Origin of the sequence: Arthrobacter sp. YAF34 (assembly GCF_052113245.1) — a bacterium.
Taxonomy (GTDB): domain Bacteria; phylum Actinomycetota; class Actinomycetes; order Actinomycetales; family Micrococcaceae; genus Arthrobacter.
This window is the reverse complement of record NZ_JBFRCV010000006.1, coordinates 179,962-205,056: the sequence shown is the minus strand read 5'-3', so window position 1 is coordinate 205,056 and position 25,095 is coordinate 179,962. Positions and strand designations below refer to the sequence as shown.

Below are 25,095 nucleotides of genomic sequence, written 5' to 3'. Positions count from 1 at the left end.
GTCCTCACCCGCCGGCGCCGCGCCCGGCGGGGTGGGCCAGCCCAGGAGGCTAGGCCTGAAGGTTGCTGAGTTGCAACAGGCGGGCCTCGCACAGGTCCAGCCAGCGCACTTCGGCCTCAGTCTGGAAAATCAGCGAGTCCAGCACCAGGAGCCTGGCCGTGTCCGCGGGACGTTGGAGGGCGGCGGTGTCGCGGCGGGACTTGGTGTATTCCTGGAGCGCCCGGATGGAGACGGCCCGCTGGGCCTGGATGATGGCCCCGACGTCGGTTCCCGGAATAGTGAGGCCGAGGGCGAGCTTGATGGCGAGTTCGTTCCGGGGCGGATTGGCCCGGGAGACCGGGGCCGCGAACCAGCCGTGGACTTCGGTCCGACCCTCGGGAGTGATGCTGTAGATGACGTGTCCGTCGCCGTCGCCGCCGTCGTTGTGGACCAGCCCGTCACGTTCCAGCCGGTCAAGGGTGGTGTAGACCTGCCCGATGTTCAGCGGCCAGGACGAACCGGTGCGGTCCTCGAATTCGGTCCTGAGCTGATAGCCGTAGCGCGGCCGGTCCTGCAAAAGTGCGAGAAGACTGTGACGAATCGACATAGCGCCCCCCGGATCGCAAAGCCACGAAATCACACAGCATACACGCGCCCCAAGACGCGTGTATACCGCGTATGGAATCAGCGTATCGTCATTGCCGCCCGAATCGCAAAAAAGCGCATGCTCCGGACGGAATAAATCGTCCCTCACCTGCGGCTTAAGGCAACTGCCGGGTGCCGCCCGGCTACCTGGCGCCCGCTACATGACCAGCAGGACCTTGCCCACGTGGTCGCCGGAATCGAAGTAGGTGTGCGCGGCGGCGACCTGCTCCAACGGGAAGCTCTTGGCCACGAGGGGCCTGAGCCTGCCATCGGTCAGCATCGGCCAGACGGCGTCGCGGACCGCATTCATGATGACGGTCTTTTCCTCAACCGGGCGGGGACGCAGCGCCGTGGCGATGATGGCGGCCCGCTTCCGCAGCAGCTGCCCAAGGTCCAGTTCCGCCTTGGCGCCGCCTTGGAGCCCGATCACCACGAGGCGCCCGTAGTCAGCGAGGGCATCGATGTTCTGCGCGAGGTACTTGGCCCCTACGACGTCGAGGATCACGTCCGCGCCCTTGCCCCCGTTCTGCGCGCGCAGGCTCGAGGGGAAGTCTTCCTCCGTGTAGTTGATGGCGATGTCCGCGCCGAGGAAGGCCTTAGCGGTGCCGACCTTTTCCGCGTTCCCGGCCGTCGTGGCCACCCGCGCGCCGATAGCCTTCGCGAGCTGGATGGCCATGGTGCCAATCCCGCCCGTGGCCCCGTGGATCAGGACTGTCTCGCCCGCCTGCAGCTGCGCCGTCATGATCAGGTTGGAATACACGGTCGCGGCGACCTCGGGCAGCGATGCCGCCGTGACCAGATCCACGCCGTCGGGGATCCTCAGGACCTGCCCGGCGGGCACGGCCACCTTCTGGGCATAGCCGCCGCCGGAGAGCAGCGCCACCACCTTGTCCCCCATGGAGAACGCCTTGGTGACGCCCGGGCCGAATCCCGCAATCCTGCCGGAGACCTCCAGTCCGGGGATCTCCGAGGCACCCGGGGGCGGGGGGTAAAACCCCTTGCGCTGCTGGACGTCGGCACGGTTGAGGCCCGCGGCAACGACGTCGATCAGCACCTCGCCGGGGCCCGCCACGGGGGCCTCGACCTCACGGACTCCCAGGACCTCGGGTCCGCCGGGCTCTGAGATATAGACAGCCTTCATGGAGCACTCCCGATTCCTAACTGGCTCCGCGCACGTGCGCCGCGGTCACCAGGTCCGTTCAACATCTCTCCCCAGAATAGGGCGGGGAGCTGCCCGCGTCCGCAAGCACTGCGTGTTTTTGTGGCAGCCGACTGCCTATGAAAGACTACTCGTTAGGGAAGGTTGTCCGAGCGGCCGATGGAGCTGGTCTTGAAAACCAGTGTGCGGTGACCCCGTACCAAGAGTTCGAATCTCTTACCTTCCGCGAGAGCGCAGCGTTTGCGCGGTGCAGAGGCCGGTCGGAGCAATCGAGAGATTGCTCCAACCGGCCTCACTCGTCTCACCCGCGGAGGATCCGGGTGCCAGCTGGTCTTCGGGCGGCCCCTACCCTCGTCTTATCGCCTTTTGTCGCTTATTCTGTTGCCTAGGGAAACAAATAGTTCAGGCACGAGGATGCGATCGGGGAAACCATGACGCTGCTGGATGACAAATACGCTCCCGTAACCGCGCAGATTGGTTTCCTGCGCGTTCCCCTCGACGCGGCGTCTAAGGCGTTCACGGTCTGGCGGGCCGAGATCCATGGCGCGGCCAAGGTGACTCCGTTGTCGGGCGGGCTCGTAGAGAACGTCCTTCACCTTGAGCCCCTTACCGCCGCAGTGCGCCCGCGGGAACTGCTCATAGCCACCGGCAACCCGGAGTGGACCGCTGTGCTTGATTGCGGCACTCGCCGTGACGACCAAATACCGCCGGTTGGATACCTGTCCCGGGCGCTGAAGTGTCAGGGGCTTGTGTTGTGCTCCGTTCCCTTCAGCGGGCCCGGCCCACGGTCCCCCTACGGCGGAATCCAGTTTTCGATGTTCGGGCCGCTGAGGACCCATTTCCTGAGCTACGTGCGGACCAACAACTTGGTTCAGGACGGGTCCCCCCTGCGCTTCGACGCATCCGGAACCGAGCAGATTTTCGAGGAGACTGCCGCCTCCTCCCCGCGGCGGGTCACCGATCGATTCACGCTGCAAATGCTCGCCCGATACTGCGCGGCCCTGGGACTCCGACCCTTCGAAGAGGACTTCTATCCCGGCCCCTCCGTTCTGGTCGCCAGCCCCCAGACGGCGCCCGCGGCGCGGGCCTTAAGCCTGGCCGAGACGCCAAAGTGGCTGCACATTCACCCGGGGTAGCACTTCAGACCCGATTCGATCAACAGTTCGCCCGGCCGGCCCATTGAAAGTGTCGGTGGCACGTCATAGTCTCGCTGTGTCTCCACCCAGTTCCCACCACCCCCATTTCCCACAAACCGGGGACAACGACGAACCAGAGTCCAGCGGCCGCGCGACGATGCCCTGGCCGCCACAACGAGCAGGAGCCCTCATGCCTACACCCGACCACTCCAACGGCGCACCGTGCTGGATCGACCTCATGACATCCGATGCCGAGAAGGCCAAGTCGTTTTACGGCGCCCTGTTTGGCTGGACCTACCAGACCGGTGACGAAGAAAAGTACGGCGGCTACATCACGGCCTCGAAGGACGGCAAGTCCGTGGCCGGCTTGATGCAGAAGCAGGCCGACCAGGCAGCGTGGCCGGACATGTGGTCCACGTACCTGCGAACGGAAGACGCCGCGGCCACGGTCAAGGCTGCGTCCGAGCACGGCGGTCAGGTCTACATGGACACCATGGTGGTTCCCGAACAGGGCAGCATGGCGATGATCGGGGACCCCACCGGGGCGTCAATCGGCGTGTGGCAGCCAGGCGAAATGAAGGGCTTTGAGCTGGCGGCCGAAGCCGGCGCGCCGGCCTGGCACGAGCTTCACACCAAGGACTACGCGACAGCCGTCACGTTCTACCAGGACGTGTTCGGCTGGGACACCGACGTCATGAGCGACACGCCGGAATTCCGCTACACCACCCTGGGCGCAGGCCCGTCGGCCAAGGCCGGGATCATGGACGCATCGGCCCATCTGCCGGCCGAGGTTCCCTCTAACTGGCAGGTCTACTTCGCCGTCGAGGACACGGACGCCACGGTGGCACAGGCCGTCTCGCTCGGCGCCACGGTGGTCCACGCACCCGAGGACACCCCGTTCGGCCGGCTCGCCACGCTGACCGATCCCAGCGGCGCCATGTTCAAGATCGTGGCGGACACCGGACAGGGAGGCCAAACCGCTCCGGACGCCTAGCCCCGCCGAGACCGCCCAGACTGCCGCGCGCCCGCCCGGGGCCGCCGATCGCGGGGCGTTCACACGCGCGGGGCCGGACGGTCCCTCCCGCTCAATTACAAAAATCGTTGGAAGAAATACCGGCCAGACCCTCTCCCGAGGACCACTGGCCGGTATTCTGCTGTGGAGCGCCCGGTGGAGGCACCCGGACACCGCTCAAGTGCACCACCAGTCACCGTTGCCCGGGGCTTTCGAGCCGCTCCGGGAAGGCTGCGGCACGTCTCGCTGGGGGACGTCCCGCCGAATGCACGTTGAATCCATACGTTGTTCATTCACCCCTGTTTGGATGGGCCCGGCACGACTTGACCAGGAGTTCAGGCCGGCCACTGTCCGCTGCACCCGGCGGACGCACTGCACCCTGCCCTTTACCCGGGGCACCTTAATGAGAGTTAGAGCGGATGAAACAAACACCCTGGAAATCAGTGCTGGGCACAGCCCTGTCGGCGGCGCTCATAGCAGCCCCGCTGGCAGCTGCGCCAGCCCTTGCCGTGGAGGTCTCCCCGGCAGCAGCCGGAACCTCGCCGGTGGTCATCAACGAGGCATACCTCAGCGGCGGCAGTGCCGGCGCTGCCTTCAAGAACAAGTTCGTCGAGCTCTACAACGGCTCCGACACCCCGGTCTCGCTGGAGGGCTGGAGCCTCCAGTACCGCGCCGCCACGGCCACCGCGGCGCCGAGCTCGGTGGCCGCCCTGACCGGGAGCATCCCGGCCAAGGGCTACTACCTGCTCAAGGGCGGCAGCAACGGCACGGCCGGCGCGGATCTGCCCGCAGCGGACGCCACCGCCACGGGTTTCAACCCGGCCGGAGGCGGCGGCACGATCGTGCTGGCCAAACAGGCCGCGGCACTCAACCCGCTGCCGACGGGTTCGGTCATTGAACCGGCCAACGTGGCGGACCTCCTCGGCTACGGCACCTCCAACACCTTCGAGGCCCAGGCGGCCGCTGCGCCGTCGGGCAACACCGACGTCAAGAGCCTGAACCGCAGCAGCGGCGCGGACACGAACAACAACTCCGCTGATGTCACGCTCAACGCAGCCATCACGCCGAAGGCCGCCAACGGCGCCGCCGGCCCTGTGGATCCACCGGTCGATCCGGGCCCAGGGACGCCCCCGGCCGTCAAGACCATCGCCGAAATCCAGGGCACCGGCGCGGCGAGCCCGCTGGCCGGATCCTCGGTCAGCACCCGCGGCAAGGTCACCGCGACGTTCCCCACCGGGGGCTTCGCCGGCTACTACATCCAGGCCCCCGGCACCGGCGGCGATCTCACCCCGGCCAACCACACGGCGTCGGACGCTTTGTTCGTCCACTCACCGTCCACGGTCGACTCCGTGAAGATCGGCGACTACGTCGAACTCACCGGCGCCGTGAGCGAATTCTTCGGCATGACCCAGCTGAGCGTCGCCGCGGCGGCCGATCTGAAGAAGCTCACCGAAGCCGCCCCCGAGGTCAAGGCCACCGGCTTCACCCTCCCCGCCGACGAGGCGTTCCGTGAATCGCTCGAAGGCATGCTGCTCACCCCGCAGGGCCCGGTCACCGTGGCGGACAACTTCTCGCTGAACCAGTACGGCGAGATCGGCCTGGCCGGCGGCGCCACCGCGCTGGAGCAGCCCACCGCCGTCGCGCCCTTCGGTTCTGCCGAGTACACGGCCACCGTCGCCGCCAATGCCGCCCGCGCCATCAAGCTCGACGACGGCGCCACCACGAACTTCCTCAAGGACGCCACCACCAAGGCCCAGGTGCTCCCGTACCTGAGCACTACAGATCACGTCCGGGTTGGCGCGCCGGTGACGTTCAAAACCAACGTGGTGCTCAGCTACGCAAACAATGCCTGGAAGTTCCAGCCCCTGACCCAGCTGACGGCCGCCAACGCGGACACCGTCCAGCCAGCCAGCTTCGGCGCCACGCGCGCGGACACCCCCGCGGCCGTTGGCGGCAACCTCAAGCTCGCCTCCTTCAACGTGCTGAACTACTTCCCCACCACAGGCGACCAGATCTCCGGCTGCACGTTCTACCCGGACCGGGACGGCAACCCCATCACGGTCAAGGGCGGCTGCGACGTCCGCGGCGCGGCGAATGCGGAGAACTTCAAGCGGCAGCAGGACAAGATCGTCGCGGCGATCTCCAAGTCCGGGGCCGACGTCGTCACGCTCATGGAGGTCGAGAACTCGGCCCAGTTCGGCAAGAACCGGGACGACGCCCTCGCCAAGCTGGTGGAGGCCCTGAACATCGCCACCCCCGGAATCTGGGACTACGTCCGCACGCCCGCCAACGCACCCCCGCTGGCGGACGAGGACATGATCCGCACCGCGTTCATCTACAAGAAGGCTGCCGCCGAACCGATCGGCGAATCCATCATCCACAACGACACGGTCGCGTTCGCCAGCGCCCGCAAGCCGATGGCCCAGGTCTTCAAGCCGGTCGGCGCCTCCGATGACAAGAAGTTCATCGCGATCGCCAACCACTTCAAGTCCAAGGGCTCCGCCGCCACGCCGGATGACACCGACAAGGGCCAGGGCGCCTCGAACCTCGCGCGCACCGCCCAGGCCAAGTCGCTGCTGGCGTTCGCCGACGAACTGCAGAAGTCCAAGGGCACGGACAAGGTTTTCCTGATCGGTGACTTCAACTCCTATGCCAAGGAGGATCCGATCAACGTCCTCACGGGCGCCGGGTACGTCAACCAGGATGAGAAGGCAAAGAACGCCGACGGGTCCGCCAAGCACTCCTACCTGTTCGGCGGCCTCGTGGGCTCGCTGGACCACATCCTCGCCTCCCCGGCGGCCAACGCCGCCGTCACCGGCGCGGACATCTGGAACATCAACTCTGTGGAATCCGTGGCGTTGGAGTACAGCCGCTACAACAACAACGTCACCGACTACTACGCTCCGGACCAGTTCCGGGCGAGCGACCACGATCCCGTGGTGGTGGGCCTGAACTTGCCCGTCACCCCGGCCAGCGTTGAGCTGAACTTCCTAGGCATCAACGACTTCCATGGCCGCATCGATTCCAACACCGTGTTCTTCGCCGGGACCATCGAGAAGCTGCGCGCCGCCGCCGCCCCGGGCGCCACGGCGTTCATCTCGGCCGGCGACAACATCGGCGCCTCGCTGTTTGCCTCAGCGATCGCCAAGGACCAGCCGACCATTGACGTGCTGAACGCCCTGGACCTGCGCACCTCCGCGGTGGGCAACCACGAGTTCGACGGCGGCTGGGCGGACCTGCGCGACCGCGTCACCGCCGGCGGCACCAATGCCAAGTTCCCTTACCTGGGTGCCAACGTCTACACGAAGGGCACCACCACGCCGGTCCTGCCGGAGTACACGGTCCTGGACATGAACGGCGTCAAGGTCGCCGTGATCGGCACCGTCACCCAGGAAGTGCCCTCCCTGGTCACACCGTCGGGCATCGCGGGCCTTGAGTTCGGCGATCCCGTCGACGCCATCAACCGGGTCGCGGCAAAGATCAAGGCGGCCAAGCTCGCCGACGTCATCATCGTGGAGAACCACGACGGCGCCGGGTCCGGCGCGCCCGACGGTGCCACCCTGGAACAGGAGGTCGCCGCCGGTGGCCCCTTTGCCAAGATGGTCCAGAAGGTCACCCCGGACGTTGCAGCGATCTTCAACGGCCACACCCACAAGCAGTACGCGTGGGATGCGCCGGTCCTGGATGCGGCGGGCCAGCCCACCGGCAAGACCCGCCCGATTGTCCAGACCGGAAACTACGGCGAGTTCATCGGCCAGATCCAGCTGACCATCGACACCAAGACGATGCAGGTGACCGGTTACAAGGCCGGCAACGTCCAGCGCACCACGAGTGCCGTGCAACCTGCGGCCGATCTGGTGGCCGCCTACCCGCGGGTCGCCGCCGTCAAGACCATCGTGGACAAGGCCCTGGCCGACGCCGCCGTGGTGGGCAACCAGCCGGTCGGCAAGCTCACCGCCGACATCACCACTGCGTTTGCCGGCTCCCCGGCCGTGCGTGATGACCGGGCCAGCGAGTCCACCCTCGGCAACCTGGTCGCGGACTCTCTCGTGGACGCGCTGAAGGCGCCGGAACTCGGCGCCGCAGAAATCGGCGTCGTCAATCCGGGCGGCCTGCGCAACGAGCTGTACTACGCGCCCGACGGCACCATCACGTACGCCGAGGCCAACGCGGTGCTGCCGTTCGTGAACAACCTGTGGACCACGTCCCTGAGCGGTGCGCAGTTCAAGACCCTGCTGGAGCAGCAGTGGCAAACCAACCCGGACGGCACGGTTCCCAGCCGCGCTTACCAGCAGCTGGGCCTGTCCAAGAACGTGAACTACACGTACGACGCCGCCCGCGCCGCCGGGGACCGGATCACCTCGATCCGGGTCAACGGTGCGCTGATTGATCCGGCGAAGTCCTACCGGATCGGGACGTTCAACTTCCTGGCCACCGGCGGCGACAACTTCCGCATTTTCAAGGAAGGCGCCGGCACCAAGGATTCCGGGCTGGTGGACCGCGACGCGTGGATCGCCTACCTGCAGGGCCGTAACCCCGTTTCGCCGGACTTCGCCCGTCGCTCCGTGGCGGTCGTGAACACGACGGCGGCCGAGGTCAAGGGCGGGGACTCCATCACCCTGGCGGTTTCGAAGCTGGACCTCACCTCGCTGGGCAGCCCGGTGAATGCCACGCTGCGCGCCGAGTTCACCGACGCGGCCGGTGCCGTGACGTCCCTCGGCACGGTCCCTGTGACGGCCGGCGCCGCCACGGTGAACGTTAAAGTTCCCGCGGGTGCGGCTGCCGGCACGGGCACCCTGGTACTCACCGCCGTCGAATCCGGCACCGTGGTGAAAACTGCGGTGACGGTGGCGGCCAGCGTCCCCGTGCCGCCGAAGTGCACGGCCCCGGTTCCGCCGAAGAAGTGGTACGACGTCTTCGGGTGGATCAAGTACTCCATCGCCTGGATCCAGTACCAGAAATGCCTCAAGGGATGATTCCTTAGCCCGGGTTTCGTAGCCCCGGGCTACCAGCCCCTGTTTAGCAGTCCCACACCAGTGAGCATGCCCTCTCCTGGCCCGCAGCAATGGACATAAGCACCAAGTGTCCAGCGCCCGGCGTCAGCGGAGGGCATGCTCATTTTTCGCGGGCCTTCACTGGCTCACCGCCGGCGGCCAGACCACGGCATATGCCCTCCCCTGGCCCGCAGCAATGGACATATGCACCAAGTGTCCAGGGCCCGGCGCCAGCGGAGGGCATGCTCATTTTTCGCGGGCATTCGGCGGCACCCTGGTACCGGCTAGCGGTCCAGGATGTCGCGGGCGATTTCGTCGGCGTCGCGCAGGGTGCGCTGGCCGCTGCGGTAGACGGGACCGGGATTCTGCTTGGCCTCGGCGGCGATCGCGGTGCCCCATTGCGTCGCGGAGAGCTGGAGGCCCAGCACGTACAGCCCCTCGGTCACGGAGCCGTTGGCCCCCAGCGGCCGATACGGGTGCGGAACGACGTCCAGCCCCGAGGTCTGCACCGGGATTCCCTCCGCGGTCATCATGAGCCGTGGCCGGACCAGCCCCTCGGCGAGCAACTGCTCGAGCAGGGGCGAGGCGTTGACGGCCACCCGGTTGGCGGGCGCCAGCGCCTCAATCATCGTCGTGGCGGATACGCCGGCCGCCAGCGCACTGCCGGCAGCTGCATCGGCACCTACACCGGCCATTCCAGCAGCCTCCGGGCCGCCGTCGACGCTTTCATCGGTGCCGCCGCCCACCCAGGGCGAAGCCGCGGTAAAGGCCCGGGCCAGGAGGTCCACGCCGAACTTGGGATCCGGACCCACGAAGCGAACCACCCCGGCCCGCGCGAGCGCCGCCAGCTGCGCGGCGCGCAATGCCGGCGGACCGCTCGCCAGGCCTTCCACGAATGACTCGAACCAGCCGCGGAGGCCTGCCACCCAGGATTCGTCCGTGATGCCGCTGTCAGCCACGGCGGTCTTGAGCACAGCCCGGCCATGGTGCAGGGCGCCGATCGCCATCTTCACGGGGTCGTCCTCGCCAAGTGCGGAGCGCCGTGCGTCATCGAGGAGGTAGTTCACGACGGCGGCGTCAAGTTCGGCCCGGGAGCCGAACGAGCGTCCGGCCAGCGGCGCCGCCAGGCCGAGCAGGTCCAGCCGCTGGGCTTCCCGGACATGGACGGCAATGACCGATTCCGTGGTGTGTTCCCACTTACCGGCCGAATGCGCGTGCGGCCGCAAGGACTCTTCCAGGGCGCGCAGGAACTCGGCCGGGTCGGTCAGGATGGCGCCAGGCTGCGAGCGCGCCAGCGTCGAGTAGTAGGCCCAAATCGCGTCGCGGTGCAGGAGCGGCCAGAGGTCGTAGTCAAACGAGGGCCGGATGCCGGAGTCGGCAAACTTCGCGATCGCCGCCTCGGTGCAGTACCGCAGCTGGACGGCGCCCGGGTAGTAGCCCGTGAGCGTCGCCTTGGCCCGGTAGGGGGTCCCGCGGCGTGAGGCGGCGATGATGTGGGGTTCGCGACCGGAGGGCTGATACGTCAATTCGCTCGTGCCCTCGGCGGTCAGGAACCGGCCGCCACGCCCTTCCGTCAGCTGCCCCATGACGTCAAAGAAGTTCAGGCCCATGCCGCGCACCAGGACGGGCTGGCCGGCGGGCACCACGGACCAGTCGACGTCGGCGGGCGCCGCCGGCGGCATGTAGAGGAGCCCGAGTTCCTTCGCCGCGGCGAGCAGCTCCCGCTGCTCAGCGTTCAACTGCGCGGCGAGGTGGCCCAGGGCCAGCACCACGGAGTCAACGGTCAGCACCGTACCATCGTCGAGGACGACGTCGAACCGCACAGGGGTCCGCGCGGGTGCGGCCGCCGGATCTCCCGGCTCCGCCCCGTGCCGGACGGACGTCGCCGTCGCCGGGTGGAAGTCCACGGTGACGCCGTCCGGGAGCCGGGTGAGCAGCTCCTCAAGGGTGGACCGCAGGTAGCGGCCGTACAGGGCGCGGCTGGGGAAGTCCGCCGGGCCGAGCCCGGCCACCTCGGCGCGTTCCGCCTCAGTCAGCGTCGGCTCCGGCTGGTGCTGCTGCAAGGCGCGCCACTGGTCGAAGGTGCGTCCGGCCAGGGGCTCGGCGAGCTCCCGGTCTTCGGGGACGACCGTGGGATAGAAGGACTGCGTGTTCATCAGGTACAACCTCGACTGTCCGGGCTGCCACACATGCCCGGGGCCGGCCGGGTACGGATCGATCACGTCGATGTGGAGGGTTCCGGCGGGACCGGCGGCGGCCCAGTTGGCGAGCAGCCGCTCCAGCACGCTCGTGCCCCGGGGACCGGCGCCTATCACTGCCGTCCGGATGCTTCGCGATATGCCCACGGCATCCAGCGTATCGGCAACCCCGCCGCGGGCATGACCTGCCGTGTGACTTGCCAGCGCCGCACCGATGTTCTTGGATGGAAAAATGACCGCCACAGAAGCTGATCACCCGTCCGCGCCCGGCCAAGCCACCGGCACCGCCCCGGCTGCGGGCACCTCCCCCGAACCTGTCGACGAGAACATCTGGCTGGAGGACATCTACGGCCAGGAGCAGCTGGCCTGGGTCCGTGAACAGAACGCCCGCACCGAGGAGCTCCTCGAGGATGCCGATTACGCCGAGCTCGAGGGCAGGATCCTGGAGGTCCTCGACTCCACCGACCGGATCCCCATGGTGGGTAAGCACGGCGAGTGGTATTACAACTTTTGGAAGGACCGGGACAACCCCAAGGGCCTGTGGCGGCGGACCAGCTGGGACAGCTACCGGGCCGGGACGCCCGCGTGGGACGTGCTCCTGGATGTCGACGCGCTCGCCGCCGCCGAAGGCCAGGATTGGGTCTTCCACGGAGCCAACTTCCTCCGACCTGCTCCGGGCGAACCGCACCGGCGTGCGCTGCTGGCGTTCTCCCCCGACGGCGGCGACGCGAACCGCCACCGCGAGTTCGACGTCGAGGCCCGCGGCTTCGTGGACCCGGCCGACGGCGGCTTCGACCTGCCGACCGGCAAGGGCAACGCCTCCTGGCTGGACAGGGACACCTTGCTCGTCGCCACGACCGCCGCTGACCTGCCGCGGACCACCTCGTCCTATGCCCGGACCGGCGTGAAGCTGCGCCGGGGGGAATCCCTGGCGCAGGCCGAGCGGCTGTTCGACATCCCCGAGGACCACATGATGGCGATCGTGGCCCACGATTCGACGCCGGGATTCGAACGCACGTTCGCGGTCGACTGGATCAGTTTCTTCGAAAAGAACACCTCCGTGCTCCGCGACGGCGCCTGGGTGCAGATCGACGTGCCCGCAGACGTGAATCTGAGCTCGCACCGCGAATGGCTGCTGTTCCGCCCGCAGCGCGACTGGACCGTCAACGGCACCACGCATCCGGCGGGCTCCCTCCTCGCTGCCGGGTTCGAGGACTTCCTCGCCGGCAGCCGGGACCTCGCGGTGCTTTTCACACCCGATCCGCACACCTCGCTGCAGTCCTGGAGCTGGACACGGGACTTCCTGCTGCTGAATCTGCTCCGCGACGTGTCCTCGGAAATCCACGTCCTGGATCCGCGGCAACCGGGGACGGATTCCGCGTGGGCCGCCACCGTTCTGGACGCCTGCCCGCCCCTGCACGACGTCAACGCCTTCGCGGTGGATGACGAAGACGACGCCGAAGGCTCGGACGACGACGGCACCGGTGGCGGAGCCGTGATTTCCGAGGGCGAGGCGCCGGGCGCGGGTAACGACTTCTGGCTCGTCGCCACCGGCTTCACGACGCCGACCACTCTGACCCGCGGCACGCTCAGCCGCGACAGCGGCTCCGGGGCCGGCGCCCGGGTGGTCAGCACGCACGAGGTGATCCGGACCTCGCCGTCGTTCTTCAACGAAGCCGACTACGACGTCCAGCAGCACTTCGCCGTGTCCAAGGACGGCACGAAGGTCCCCTACTTCCAGGTGGCCGCCAAGGACCTGGTGCTGGACGGCCAGAACCCCACCCAGCTCTCGGGCTATGGGGGCTTCGAGATCTCCCGGACACCGGCTTACAGCGGCGCGATCGGCCGGGCCTGGCTGGAGCGGCGCACCGCGGAGTCCGCCGGCGCCGAGGGCGAGGCGCCGCACCGCCGCGGCGGGGTCTACGTGGTGGCGAACATCCGCGGCGGCGGCGAATACGGGCCCTCCTGGCACCGGGCCGCACTGCAAGGGAACCGCCACCGCGCGTACGAGGACTTCGCCGCCGTGGCCGCGGACCTGATCTCCCGCGGCGTCACTTCGCGGCAACGGCTCGGCTGCGTGGGCGGCTCCAACGGCGGGCTGCTGGTGGGCAACATGCTCACGCACTACCCGGAGTTGTTCGGCGCCGTGTCCTGCGGTGTCCCGCTCCTGGACATGCGCCGGTACACCAAACTCTCCGCGGGCTATTCCTGGATCGGCGAATACGGCGACCCCGATGTCCCGGAACAGTGGGAGTTCCTGAAGACGTTCTCGCCCTACCACCTGCTCAAGGACGGCGTGGACTACCCGGAAACGTTCATCTGGACCGCCACCTCGGACGACCGGGTAGGCCCGGTCCAGGCCCGGAAAATGGCGGCCCGCATGCAGGCCATGGGCATCCCGAACGTGTGGTTCCATGAAGCCCTCGAGGGCGGCCACGCGGGCGCGTCGGATAACCGGCAGGCCGCGGCCCTGCAGAGCCGCAGCCAGCATTTCCTGTGGCGTGCCCTGGCCGGCCGGGAGGCCTGATCCCGCGCCCCCGACGCACCAGGCAACGCGGGGTCGCTTCGCGCCCATCCGGGCCCCCGGCATGGGCCAGAGGTGACCCCGCGATGTCTTGGACCGGCCGTTTTGCGCTGCGTGGCACCTTCTGCGTATCCTTGGTTGGCTAGTTAATAGCAATTGGAGACGTGCCAGAGCGGCCGAATGGGCTTCACTGCTAATGAAGTGTGGGGCACAACTCCACCGGGGGTTCAAATCCCCCCGTCTCCGCGTTCGGCCCCGGTCCCTGACCGGGGCCTTTTGCGTTCCCGGGCAGATCCGGCAACCTCGCGGCGTCGCCTGCGCCAGCCGGCTCCCGTCCGGTGGCCGGACGCCTCGCGCCCGCAGGCGGATTCGGATGGCAGGATGGGCCCATGTCGAGCAACCCCATCAGCACCAGCGCGTTTGACGCGATCATCGTCGGCGGCGGCCACAACGGCCTGGCCGCCGCAGCATACCTGGCCAAAGCCGGCCGGCGCGTCCTGGTTCTGGAGCAGCTGGCGCACCCGGGCGGTGCCGCAATATCCGCGCACGCGTTCGACGGCGTCGATGCCCGGCTCTCGCGCTACTCGTACCTGGTCAGCCTCCTGCCGCGGCAGATTATCGAGGACCTCGGCCTGCGCATCGAGCTGGCCCGGCGGCGCTATTCCTCCTACACCCCCGACCCCCGAGACGGCAGCCGTGCCCTGCTGGTGGACAACGGGGACGAGGCCGCCACCGCGGCGTCCTTCGCCGCCGTCGGCGCTCCCGACGGTGAGTTCCATGCCTTCACCCGTTTCTACGCCGCCTGCCGGCAGCTCACGGAGGCGCTCTGGCCCACCATGACCGCGCCGCTGCTGCCGCGGTCCGAAGCGCGGGCCCTCGCCGGCCGGGCCGGGGCCGCCGAGGCGTGGGAGGCCATGATTGAACATCCCATCGGACAGACCATAGCCAAGGAACTGGGCAGTGACCTGGTCCGGGGCGTGGTCCTGACGGATGCGCTGATCGGAACGTTCGCCCGGGCCGACGACGAAGACCTGCAGCAGAACATCTGCTTCCTGTATCACCTGATCGGCGGCGGGACCGGCGATTGGGACGTGCCGGTGGGCGGCATGGGCGCGGTCTCGGGCGAGTTGGAGCGCGCCGCCCGTGACGCCGGGGCAACCATCCTGACCTCGGCGGAGGTCACGGCCGTCCGGGGCGGCGGCGTCGTGGACTACCGCCACGGCGGCCGGGACCATTCGGCCTCGGCGCCGTGGGTCCTCTCCAATGTGGCGCCGGCCGTCCTGGACCGGCTGCGGGACAGCGGAACCGGCACCGGCACCGAAAACCCGAACCATCGCCGCGAGGGCGCGCAGGTGAAGGTCAACCTCCTGCTCAGCCGGCTTCCCCGGCTCCGGGACGCGTCCGTCAGCCCGGAGGCGGCTTTCGGCGGGACGTTCCACATCAACGAGACCTGGACTCAACTGGACTCCGCCTACCTCAGTGCCGCCGAGGGATCGGTGCCCTCGCCGCTGCCGTGCGAAATCTACTGCCACTCCCTGACGGACCCCAGCATCCTGTCCGCGGAGCTCCGGGCTGCGGGCGCCCAGACGCTCACGGTATTCGGTCTGCACGTCCCGGACCGGCTGGTCACCGCGGAGAACAATGAGGACCGGCGCGCCGAACTGCAGGCAGCCGTCCTGGCCTCCCTTAACTCGGTCCTGGCTGAGCCCATCGAGGATCTGCTCCTGACGGATTCGGCGGGCCAGCCGTGCATCGAAACCAAGACCACCCTGGACATCGAACGCGCTGTCGGCATGCCCCGCGGCAACATCTTCCACGGCGGGCTCGACTGGCCGTTCGTGGAAGACGGCGAACCGCTGGACACCCCGGCGCGCCGCTGGGGCGTGGCGACGGACGATCCGCAGATCCTGCTGTGCGGATCCGGTGCCCGGCGCGGCGGAGCCGTCAGTGCCATCGGCGGGCATAACGCCGCCATGGCGGTGCTCGAATCGGAAACGCCTCTACGCAATGGGTGAACCTACGCAATGGGTGAACCCGCGCAATGGGTGAACCGTAACGTGGAGGCACGAGCATGAGGGCATCCGCCCGCGGCGGCGTCCCGGCCGAGGTTAGCCGGCCTGACCCAGCACCAGCGGCAGAACGGCGCCGGCGCCGGCGAGCCTGAGGGCCCGCCCGGAAACCGTCAGGGTCCAGCGGCTGTCCACGAGGTCGTCAATGAGCATCACGCTCTGGCCCCGGATTCCAGCCAGAGCCTCCTCCAGCTCGGGACCCACCACCAGCCGGTCCCAGACTCCGGCGAGCCGGTATGCGCTGTTGCCGCCGCGGCCGCCGGTGGGCCCGCCGTGCTGGAGCTGTAGCTGGCCGAGGTACGGGATCCGGCCGATCTCGGAGATCCCGCGGGCCAGGGAGTCCACCAGCGCCGGTTTCCCCCGGGAAGGCAGGCTGATGATCGCGGCCGGCCGGCCGGCCCCGCTCCAGCCCGGGGTGCGGGCGTCTCCCGTGCCCCATTCCCGGAGGACCTGGACGCAGGCCTGGAGCATGCCGGGGTCAACGGCGCGGTCCGGTGCACCGGCGGCGAAGGCCTCCCGCAGGGCCCCGCCCCAGCCCAGGTCCGTCAGGCGCGCCAGGACCCGGCCGTCCGCGAGGGCTTCCTCCGGCTTGATCTTGCCCTTGACCGGCACGCCCAGGCGGTCCATGCCGCTGGGCCACTGCAGGCGCGGTTCCAGGACGACGCCGGCCCGGCGGAGAGTCTTCCCGGCGGTCTCCGTGGCGTCCTCGGCGATGTCGGTGCGGAACCAGCGGCCCGCGCAGTTGTCGCAGCGGCCGCAGGCGCGGGCGGTCTCGTCGTCCAGCACCGAGGTGATGTATTCCATTCGGCAACCGGCCGTGTCCTGGTAGATGACCATCGAGTCCTGTTCATCCACCCGGGCCTCGGCGATCCGGGCGTAGCGTTCGGCGTCGTAGTTCCACGGCTGTCCCGTGGAGCGCCAGCCGCCGCCGACGCGTTCGACGGCGCCATCCACGGCCAGGACCTTCAACAGCAGCTCCAGCGGGGTCCGGCGCAAATCCACCCGGGCCTCGAGCGCCACCGTGGACACGGCCGTGCCGGCCTCGGCGAGGGCTGTCAGGACGGCGGCGGCCTTCTCCTCGGACGGCATGGACGCGGTGGCGAAGTACTGCCAGATGTCGCGGTCCTCCGAGCCGGGCAGCAGCAGCACGTCGGCGTTGGCCGCGCCACGTCCGGCGCGGCCCACCTGCTGGTAGTACGCGACGGGAGAGGACGGCGCGCCAAGGTGCACCACGAAGCCCAGGTCCGGCTTGTCGAAGCCCATGCCCAGGGCGGACGTGGCGACGAGCGCCTTGACCTGGTTGTCCTTCAGGAGCTGTTCGGCGCGTTCACGGTCCGCCGGATCCGTCCGGCCGGTGTAGGCCAGCACCTCATGCCCGGCCTCGGCCAGGAGACGGGCGGTGTCCTCCGCCGCAGACACCGTAAGGGTGTAGATGATGCCGCTGCCCTGCAGGTCCTGCAGGTGGGTCAGCAGCCAGCCCAGCCGTTGCCGGGAATCCGGCAGGGTCAGGACGCCCAGCCGGAGGGACTCCCGGCCCAGGGCGCCGCGGATGGTCAGCACGTCCTTGCCGAGCTGTTCCTCGATGTCATGCACCACCCGGGAATTGGCCGTGGCGGTGGTGGCGAGCACCGGGACGGTGTCCGGCAGCTGCGTAATGAGGTCCGCGATGCGCCGGTAGTCGGGGCGGAAGTCGTGCCCCCAGTCCGAGATGCAGTGGGCCTCGTCAATCACCAGCAGCCCGGTGCGGCGGACGAGCTCCGGGAGCTGGGTTTCCCGGAAGGACGGGTTGGTGAGGCGTTCAGGGGAGACCAGCAGGACGTCCACTTCGTCGGCGGCGAGCTGCTCGCGGACGGTGTCCCATTCCAGCTGGTTCGCGGAGTTGATGGCGACCGCCCGCACGCCGGCCCGTGCCGCGGCGGCCACCTGGTCGCGCATGAGCGCCAGGAGCGGGGACACGATCAGGGTGGGGCCGGCGCCGCGGCGGCGCAGCAACAGGGAGGCGACGAAGTACACGGCCGACTTCCCCCAGCCCGTCCGCTGCACCACCAGGGCCCGGCGGCCGCCGTCGACCAGGGCCTCAATGGCCTCGAACTGGCCGTCGTGGAACTGCGCCTCCGGGTGCCCCACGAGCTCCCGCAGCACGGCCTGGGCCTGTGCCCGGGTCGAGGATGACGCCGAGCCGGGCGCATCCGCGCCGGGCAGCGCCGTACTGGGCAGCTCCGTATCAAAGGGTGCAGCGTCGGAAAGTGCGGCATCGGAAAGGGCGTTCTGGTTACTGGCCATTGATTCAGTATCCCAGCCCCCTCCGACACCCACGCAGCCGGCACCGCCTATGTGGACAAACCCCGCAGCGCGGACAAGCACGCGTGGGGACCATCCAGCGGCGCGGACAAACCCGCCCGGGCGATGCAAGGCCGCCGCGTCGGAGCCGCAACGTAAGATAAGACGCGTGACTACGGACAAGACAAAGACCTTTGACCTCTCGGCATCGTTCAAGGCCTACGACGTGCGCGGAATCGTGGGGCAATCCATCACCGCGGAGATCGTCGAAGCAGTCGGTGCTGCCTTCGTTGACGTCCTGGACCTCGAGGGGCAGACCGTGCTGGTGGGCGGCGACATGCGCCCCTCCTCCCCCGAGTTCACCAAAGCCTTCGCCCACGGCGCCGCCACACGCGGCGCCAACGTCCAGCTGCTGGACCTGATCTCCACCGACGAGCTGTACTACGCGTGCGGCGCGCTCAACGCCGCCGGCGCCACGTTCACGGCCAGCCACAACCCGGCCGAATACAACGGCATCAAGATGGCCAAGGCCGGCGCCGTGCCGATCTCCTCCGAAACCGGGCTCAAAGAAATCCAGGCCCGCGCCGAGGACTACCTGAACTCCGGCACCATCCCCGCCGCCGGAACCCGCGGCCTGGTGGGCGTGCACGACGTCCTGAAGGGTTACTCCGAGTACCTCCGCAGCCTCGTGGACCTCCGCGGTTCCCGGCCGCTGAAGATCGTCGTGGATGCCGGCAACGGAATGGCCGGCCTCACCACCCCGGCCGTGCTCGGCGACGCCCTGCTGCCCAAGCTCCCCCTCGAGATCATCCCGCTGTACTTCGAGCTCGACGGGTCCTTCCCGAACCACCCCGCCAACCCGCTGGAGCCGGAAAACCTGCGCGACCTGCAGGCCGCCGTCGTTGAACACGGCGCGGACATCGGGCTGGCCTTCGACGGCGACGCTGACCGCTGCTTCGTCATTGACGAATTGGGCGAACCGGTCTCGCCGTCGGCCATTACCGGCATGGTGGCGCGCCGCGAAATCGCCCGCGCCCAGGGCCTCGGCGAAGACACGCCCACCGTCATCCACAACCTGCTGACCTCCCGCGCCGTCCCCGAACTTGTGGAGCGCCACGGCGGCCGGGCCGTCCGCACCCGTGTGGGGCACTCCTTCATCAAGGCCGTCATGGCCGCGGAGGGCGCCATCTTCGGCGGGGAGCACTCGGCCCACTTCTACTTCCGCGACTTCTGGAATGCGGACACCGGCATGCTGGCCGCCATGCACGTCCTGGCCGCCCTGGGCGAACAGGACGGCCCGCTCTCCGAGCTCGGCCGCGAATACGAGCCGTACCAGTCCTCCGGCGAGATCAACTCCGAAATCGAGGACAAGGCCGGCGCCGTCGAGCGGGTCCGCAAAGACTTCCACGCCGAAGACGTCGAGGTCGACTACCTCGACGGCAGCACCTTCATCGCCACCGACGGCAGCTACTGGTTCAACCTGCGCCCGTCCAACACCGAGCCGTTCCTGCGCCTCAACGTCGAAGCCACGGACACTGCGACCATGGAACGCGTCCGCGACCGCGTCCTGGCGCTGGTCCGGGGCTAACCGTGGCCGCGCACCCCGAAGAACCCGCGAACACCGGTTCCTGGCGCGACTCGGTGCCGGACGCCAGCGCCACCGACCTGGAGAACCTGCTCGGCACCGGCGTCGGCGCCGCGCAGGAGCAGCTGGAGCGCAACGGCGGCTTCCTGCCCTTCGCCCTCGTGGTGCAGAACGACGGCGAGGTCCGCTTGGTGGCCGTGACCCCCGCGGACGCGAGCGACGGCTCCGACGCCCACTTCGACGCGGACACGATGATCCGGGACCTCCACGAGCTCCTCCGGCAGCACCGGGACGAATTCCGGGCCGCCGCCGTCGTCTGTGACATCACGCTGCTCGAGGAAGACTCAGACGCCATTCACGTCGCGGCGGAGCACCAGGACGGCTCCCTGTTCGCCGCGGTCCTGCCGTACGCCCCGAACGCCGGGACCCACGAACTCGAATTCGGCCAGCTCGCCGCCGATACCAACGAACCCGCCGTTTGGGTGGACTAGACCGCCCGTAAGCTGGGGATATGAAGATTAATGCGTTCGCCGACGTGAGCCTGCGCGCCGTCATGGTGCTCGCGGCCGCCCCCGACGGCGCGCTCCTCACCACCCAGAGCATCGCCGACGCCGTCGGCACGCCGTACAACCACGTCAGCAAGGCGATGGCGAAACTGCGCGAACTGGGCATCATCGACGTCGAACGCGGCCGGAACGGCGGCTCCCGGCTTAGCGCGGCCGGCCGGAGCGCCACGGTGGGCCAGCTGCTGCGGCAGCTCGACACCCGCCAGGACCCGGCCGACTGCGTGGCCGCGGGCGGCGTCTGCCCGCTCATCAACGAATGCCACCTCCGGTCCGCGCTGGCCCGGGCCCGCGAGGCTTTCTACCGCGAACTCGACGGACTCGTGATCGCATCGCTGCCCACGTCGCGGCAGATGACACCCGTATTCCAGGCGATCGGGCTGCGTCCCGGGCTCTAGTCCGGCCTCCTGCACCTGCACGGTTACCCCTCGATTTGCTTCACTTTTCTACAACATGTAGAACTAAGGTTGTAAATACTCGCATTTCAAATGACAGTTTTTGCATCGCGGTCCGGTTGAAGACCCCCGGGCCACTATCTCAGGAGTCAACATGCTCTCGGACAAGTCCCGCCCCGTCATCGAGGCCACCCTGCCGTTGGTCGGTTCCCGGATCGGGGAGATCACCCCCAAGTTCTATGCGCGCCTCTTCGCCGCCCACCCGGAACTGCTGGACGGGCTCTTCAGCCGCTCGAACCAGCGCAACGGCAACCAGCAGCAGGCCCTGGCCGGAAGCATCGCCGCTTTCGCGAGCCACCTGGTCAGCAACCCGGGCACCCTGCCGGAGGCCGTCCTGTCCCGCATCGCCCACCGCCACGCCTCCCTCGGCATCACCGAGCCGCAGTACCAGGTGGTCTATGAGCACCTCTTCGCCGCCATCGCCGAGGACCTCGCCGAGGTCATCACCCCGGAAATCGCCGAGGCCTGGACCGAGGTCTACTGGCTTATGGCGGACGCACTGATCAAGCTCGAGAAGGGCCTTTACGCCGCCCAGGCCAACGGCGTGATGTGGATGCCCTGGCGGGTCGCCGCGAAGACCCCCGCCGGCACCGGGTCCATGACCTTTACCCTCGAACCGGCCGACGACACCCCCGTCACCGCGGCCCTCCCCGGCCAGTACGTCAGCGTCAAGGTCACCCTGCCGGACGGGCTTCGCCAGGTCCGCCAGTACTCCCTCTCCGGTGACGCCGGGACCAGCCGCAGCTTCACCACCAAGCTCGACGACGGCGGCGAGGTCTCCCCGGTCCTGCACAACACCGTGAGCGTTGGCGACGTCATCGAGATCTCCAACCCCTACGGCGAGATCACGCTCAAGGAAGGCGACGGCCCGGTGGTCCTGGCCTCCGCCGGCATCGGCTGCACCCCCACCGCGTCCATCCTGCGCTCCCTCGCCGCGTCCGGCTCGGACCGCCAGGTCCTGGTCCTGCACGCGGAAAGCACCCTGGAGAACTGGGCGCTGCGCTCCCAGATGACGGACGACGTCGAACGCCTCGACGGCGCCGACCTGCAGCTCTGGCTGGAGCAGCCCGAGGCCGGGGCCAACACCGGATTCATGTCCCTGCGCGAGGTGGACCTGCCCGCGAACGCGTCCCTGTACCTGTGCGGTCCGCTGCCGTTCATGAAGAACATCCGCAACGAGGCCATCAACGCCGGCATCCCGGCCACGAAGATCCACTACGAGGTCTTCGGCCCGGACATCTGGCTCGCCAGCTAGACACCCATCGAGCACGACGGCGGCCCCGCATCTTTGGGGAAGATGCGGGGCCGCCGTCGTCGTGTCAGTGGGCCTTTAGTGGTCCGCCATGCGTTCCTTGAGGCCTTCGAGCTCGGAGCGCAGTGCCTCGGGCAGGGAGTCGCCGAACTTCGCGTACCACTCCTCGATGGAGGCCAGCTCCGCGTCCCACTCCGCACGGTCGACGCGGACGGCGTCTTCGACGTGGGCGTGGGTCAGGTCCAAGCCGGTGAGGTCCAGCGCGTGGCCGGCCGGCACGAAACCGATGGGGGTCTCGACGGCGTCGGCCTTGCCCTCGATGCGCTCGATGGCCCACTTGAGGACGCGCGCATTGTCGCCGAAACCGGGCCAGGCGAAGTCGCCGTCTGCCGTGCGGCGGAACCAGTTGACCAGGAAGATCTTGGGCAGCCGTGCCGGGTTGGCCTTGGACGAAACGCTGATCCAGTGCTTCAGGTAGTCGCCCGCGTCGTAGCCGATGAAGGGCAGCATGGCCATGGGATCCCGGCGGAGTACGCCCACCTGGCCCGCGGCCGCTGCTGTGGTCTCGGAGGACAGGGTGGAGCCCATGAAGATGCCGTTGGTCCAGCTGCGGGCCTCGGTCACCAGCGGAACGGTCGTCTTGCGCCGGCCGCCGAAGAGGATTGCGGAAAGCTCCACGCCGTCGGGGCTGTAGTACTCCTCGGCCAGCATGTCGATCTGGGAGATCGGAGTGCAGAACCGGGAGTTCGGGTGGGCTGCGGGCTTGTCCGAATCGGGCGTCCAGGAGTTGCCCTGCCAGTCCGTCAGGTGCGCCGGGACCTCGTCGGTCATGCCTTCCCACCACACACCGCCGTCGTCCGTGAGGGCTACGTTGGTGAAGATGCTGTGGCCCTTGGCGATGGCACGCATGGCGTTCGGGTTGGTGCCCCAGCCGGTGCCGGGAGCGACGCCGAACAGGCCCGCCTCCGGGTTGGTGGCGCGCAGTTCGCCCTCCTTGCCGATCCGCATCCAGGTGATGTCGTCGCCGAGGGTCTCAACTTCCCAGCCCTCGATGGTCGGATCCAGCAGGGCCAGGTTGGTCTTGCCGCAGGCCGACGGGAAAGCGGCGGAGACGTAGTAGTTCTTCTTCTCCGGCGAGGTCAGCTTGAGGATGAGCATGTGCTCGGCCAGCCAGCCTTCGTCGCGGGCCATCACCGAGGCAATGCGCAGGGCGTAGCACTTCTTGCCGAGCAAGGCATTGCCGCCGTAGCCGGAGCCGAAGGACCAGATGGAACGCTCCTCCGGGAAGTGCACGATCCACTTGTCCGGGTTGCAGGGCCACGCGACGTCGGCCTGCCCGGGGGCCAGCGGTGCGCCCAGGGAGTGCAGTGCGGGCACGAAGAACGCATTGGTGGCGGTGATCTTGTTCAGGACCTCGGTGCCGATGGTGGCCATGATGCGCATGGAGGCGACAACGTAGGCGCTGTCGGTGATCTCGACGCCGAACTTGGGGTCCTCGGCGTCCAGGTGGCCCATGACGAAGGGGATGACGTACATGGTGCGGCCGCGCATGGAGCCGGCGAACAGGCCGCGCAGCTTTTCCTTCATCTGCGCCGGCGCCATCCAGTTGTTGGTAAAACCTGCATCGCGCTCGTTCTCGGAGCAGATGAACGTCTGTTCCTCCACGCGGGCCACATCGGCGGGGTCCGAGAAGGCCGCAAAGGACTTGGGGAACAGGTTCTCGTTTAGCCGGGTCAGGGTGCCCGCGGCGACGAGCTCATCCGTGAGCCGGGTGTTTTCCTCTTCCGAGCCGTCTACCCAGTAGATCCGGTCCGGCTGGGTCAGTTCAGCCACCTCTTCTACCCATGCCAGCAGACCGGCATGTGTGGTGGGTGCCTTTTCAAGCAACGGCAGTCGCGCCAGATCTCCCATTACGGTTCCCTTCTTCGGGTTCAGTGGTGTGTCCTAAATGCTAGGGCTCGCAACGGGCCCCGTTTCGGGCCTGGACGTGGGATGACTGGGGACGGACAAATCAAAAAGCCCGGAAAATCAAGGAAATAGTCGAATCATCGAAGCCATTTTTGTGACTAAGGTCACGTAGACCGGTCTAGTCAGCTAGATTACACCTGTTTCGATTTGTAACTAGGCCCGGGCTCGCGTAAAGTAATTCGAGGTTCGGGGAGCGAGAAGCTCCCCAAGAGCCGAGAATGCGCCCATAGCTCAGCTGGATAGAGCGTCTGTCTACGGAACAGAAGGTCAGGGGTTCGAATCCCTTTGGGCGCACAGAAGAAGAAGATCCGCCACGGTTCGCCGCGGCGGATCTTCTGTTTTAAACCCCCGGCGGCAGGCCCCCAACCAGGCCACCACCCATCGATTGCTCCGCAGCTGCCCTTCTGGCGGGTCAAAAGGGCAGCTACGGAGCAATCGACGTGGGTTGGCGGTGCTTAAGGCCTCTCAGGCCGTGGCCTTAATAATCACGCTGCGGATGCCGTCGAAATGGCTGCTGAGCGCCTTGGCGGCGAGTTCTTTGTCCGCCGAGGCGACAGCCTCATAGATCCGCCTGTGCAGCGCGGCAGTCTCCAGGAGGTCGACGGCGAACGGTCCGCCGAGTTCGAGGTGGATCCGGCGGTAGACCTTCCAGAAGACGTCCATGAGACTGATCAGCAGCTCATTGTTCAGCGGCGCGAACAGCCGGCGGTGGAACTCCGCGTCGGCCTCGATGAAGGGCTCCCCCGCGGCGGCCAGCGCCTCCATCCGGTGCACGGATTCCTCCATGCTGGCCAGCTGTTCTGCCGTGATCCGCTCCATGGCGGCCCCCACCAGGCCGGACTCCAGCGCCTGCCGGACCTCCACGAGCTGGATAGCCTCCTCCCCGTGGTGGCGCAGCGACAGCCTGGCCCGGAACGTCAGCCCGTCGGTCAGGGCCTCAAAGTTGTTCGGGGCCACGAACATGCCGAAACCGTGCCGGATTTCAATGACCCCCACGGCCTGGAGCGCCTTGAGTGACTCCCGGAGCGTATTGCGCCCGACGCCCAGAGCTGCGGTGAGCTCGTTCTCTGTCGGCAGCGGGTCCCCGGGAACAAGATCGCGCTCCAGGATCAGTTCCAGAATGTCGGCCTGAAGCGCCCGGAGCCGGGCCTGTGCGCTGAACCTCGCCAGCGGCTGGCTTTCAGTGTTCGTCTTGATATTGCCTGCGGCCATAGCCGTCCCTCCCCCAAAGTATGGTCCCAACAGTAGCGATGGTCCCCGCTCCTGCAAAGAGCGC

Annotated in this window: 15 protein-coding genes and 3 tRNA genes; 12 read left to right on the top strand and 6 right to left on the bottom strand. The window is 68.1% G+C overall.

Going from position 1 to position 25,095, the window contains the following annotated elements:
- Positions 1–49: 49 nt before the first annotated feature.
- Positions 50–586, bottom strand: a complete 537-nt coding sequence (locus AB4Y72_RS09765; RefSeq protein ID WP_441425962.1) for a PadR family transcriptional regulator — start codon at positions 584–586, stop codon at positions 50–52.
- 195 nt (positions 587–781) lie between these two features.
- Positions 782–1,765 (bottom strand): NAD(P)H-quinone oxidoreductase, encoded by a 984-nt coding sequence (locus AB4Y72_RS09760; protein WP_441425961.1) that lies wholly within the window; start codon positions 1,763–1,765, stop codon positions 782–784.
- A 156-nt stretch (positions 1,766–1,921) separates the two neighbouring features.
- On the opposite strand from AB4Y72_RS09760, the gene AB4Y72_RS09755 reads away from it, so the two are divergent.
- The 4 genes from AB4Y72_RS09755 (at position 1,922) to AB4Y72_RS09740 (ending at position 8,907) form a co-directional block, all read left to right on the top strand.
- Positions 1,922–2,009: transfer RNA gene (locus AB4Y72_RS09755), tRNA-Ser, on the top strand.
- A 205-nt stretch (positions 2,010–2,214) separates the two neighbouring features.
- Positions 2,215–2,919 carry a hypothetical protein gene (locus tag AB4Y72_RS09750; RefSeq protein WP_441425960.1) on the top strand — a complete coding sequence of 235 codons (705 nt, stop codon included), beginning with the start codon at positions 2,215–2,217 and terminating at the stop codon, positions 2,917–2,919.
- Positions 2,920–3,109: 190 nt separating this feature from the next.
- Complete coding sequence (locus AB4Y72_RS09745) at positions 3,110–3,913, top strand: VOC family protein (protein WP_441425959.1); 804 nt, start codon at positions 3,110–3,112, stop codon at positions 3,911–3,913.
- Positions 3,914–4,350: 437 nt separating this feature from the next.
- Positions 4,351–8,907 carry an ExeM/NucH family extracellular endonuclease gene (locus AB4Y72_RS09740; RefSeq protein WP_441425958.1) on the top strand — a complete coding sequence of 1,519 codons (4,557 nt, stop codon included), beginning with the start codon at positions 4,351–4,353 and terminating at the stop codon, positions 8,905–8,907.
- Between the two features lie 302 nt (positions 8,908–9,209).
- Here AB4Y72_RS09740 and AB4Y72_RS09735 read toward each other — a convergent pair whose 3' ends face one another.
- Entirely contained in the window at positions 9,210–11,270 is a 2,061-nt protein-coding gene (locus tag AB4Y72_RS09735; protein ID WP_441425957.1) for an FAD/NAD(P)-binding protein, read from the bottom strand.
- Positions 11,271–11,355: 85 nt separating this feature from the next.
- Between AB4Y72_RS09735 and AB4Y72_RS09730 the strand changes: the two genes are divergently transcribed.
- The 3 genes from AB4Y72_RS09730 to AB4Y72_RS09720 all read left to right on the top strand — a co-directional run bounded on the left by AB4Y72_RS09730 (position 11,356) and on the right by AB4Y72_RS09720 (position 15,662).
- Positions 11,356–13,650 carry a prolyl oligopeptidase family serine peptidase gene (locus AB4Y72_RS09730; protein WP_441425956.1) on the top strand — a complete coding sequence of 765 codons (2,295 nt, stop codon included), beginning with the start codon at positions 11,356–11,358 and terminating at the stop codon, positions 13,648–13,650.
- 155 nt (positions 13,651–13,805) lie between these two features.
- Positions 13,806–13,893, top strand: a tRNA-Ser gene (locus AB4Y72_RS09725).
- A 143-nt stretch (positions 13,894–14,036) separates the two neighbouring features.
- Positions 14,037–15,662 (top strand): phytoene desaturase family protein, encoded by a 1,626-nt coding sequence (locus AB4Y72_RS09720; RefSeq protein WP_441425955.1) that lies wholly within the window; start codon positions 14,037–14,039, stop codon positions 15,660–15,662.
- A 93-nt stretch (positions 15,663–15,755) separates the two neighbouring features.
- Here AB4Y72_RS09720 and AB4Y72_RS09715 read toward each other — a convergent pair whose 3' ends face one another.
- Entirely contained in the window at positions 15,756–17,999 is a 2,244-nt protein-coding gene (locus tag AB4Y72_RS09715; RefSeq protein ID WP_441425954.1) for a RecQ family ATP-dependent DNA helicase, read from the bottom strand.
- Between the two features lie 166 nt (positions 18,000–18,165).
- Between AB4Y72_RS09715 and AB4Y72_RS09710 the strand changes: the two genes are divergently transcribed.
- From AB4Y72_RS09710 to AB4Y72_RS09695, 4 genes are all read left to right on the top strand, one after another.
- Complete coding sequence (locus AB4Y72_RS09710) at positions 18,166–19,584, top strand: phosphomannomutase/phosphoglucomutase (protein ID WP_441425953.1); 1,419 nt, start codon at positions 18,166–18,168, stop codon at positions 19,582–19,584.
- A 2-nt stretch (positions 19,585–19,586) separates the two neighbouring features.
- The gene (locus tag AB4Y72_RS09705; protein ID WP_441425952.1) at positions 19,587–20,072 is read left to right on the top strand and encodes a hypothetical protein; all 486 of its coding nucleotides are present in this window, start codon (positions 19,587–19,589) and stop codon (positions 20,070–20,072) included.
- A 20-nt stretch (positions 20,073–20,092) separates the two neighbouring features.
- Positions 20,093–20,542, top strand: coding sequence for an RrF2 family transcriptional regulator (locus AB4Y72_RS09700; protein ID WP_441425951.1), 450 nt, complete (start codon positions 20,093–20,095; stop codon positions 20,540–20,542).
- Positions 20,543–20,693: 151 nt separating this feature from the next.
- Positions 20,694–21,854: a globin domain-containing protein gene (locus AB4Y72_RS09695; protein ID WP_441425950.1), complete on the top strand. Its 1,161-nt coding sequence runs from the start codon at positions 20,694–20,696 to the stop codon at positions 21,852–21,854.
- A 75-nt stretch (positions 21,855–21,929) separates the two neighbouring features.
- Here AB4Y72_RS09695 and AB4Y72_RS09690 read toward each other — a convergent pair whose 3' ends face one another.
- A complete protein-coding gene (locus AB4Y72_RS09690; protein ID WP_441425949.1) occupies positions 21,930–23,762 on the bottom strand; it encodes a phosphoenolpyruvate carboxykinase (GTP) in 1,833 nt (610 codons plus the stop codon).
- A 277-nt stretch (positions 23,763–24,039) separates the two neighbouring features.
- On the opposite strand from AB4Y72_RS09690, the gene AB4Y72_RS09685 reads away from it, so the two are divergent.
- Positions 24,040–24,113: transfer RNA gene (locus tag AB4Y72_RS09685), tRNA-Arg, on the top strand.
- Between the two features lie 171 nt (positions 24,114–24,284).
- Here the strand turns inward: AB4Y72_RS09685 and AB4Y72_RS09680 are convergent.
- Positions 24,285–25,031, bottom strand: a complete 747-nt coding sequence (locus AB4Y72_RS09680) for a FadR/GntR family transcriptional regulator (RefSeq protein WP_441425948.1) — start codon at positions 25,029–25,031, stop codon at positions 24,285–24,287.
- Positions 25,032–25,095 lie beyond the last annotated feature (64 nt).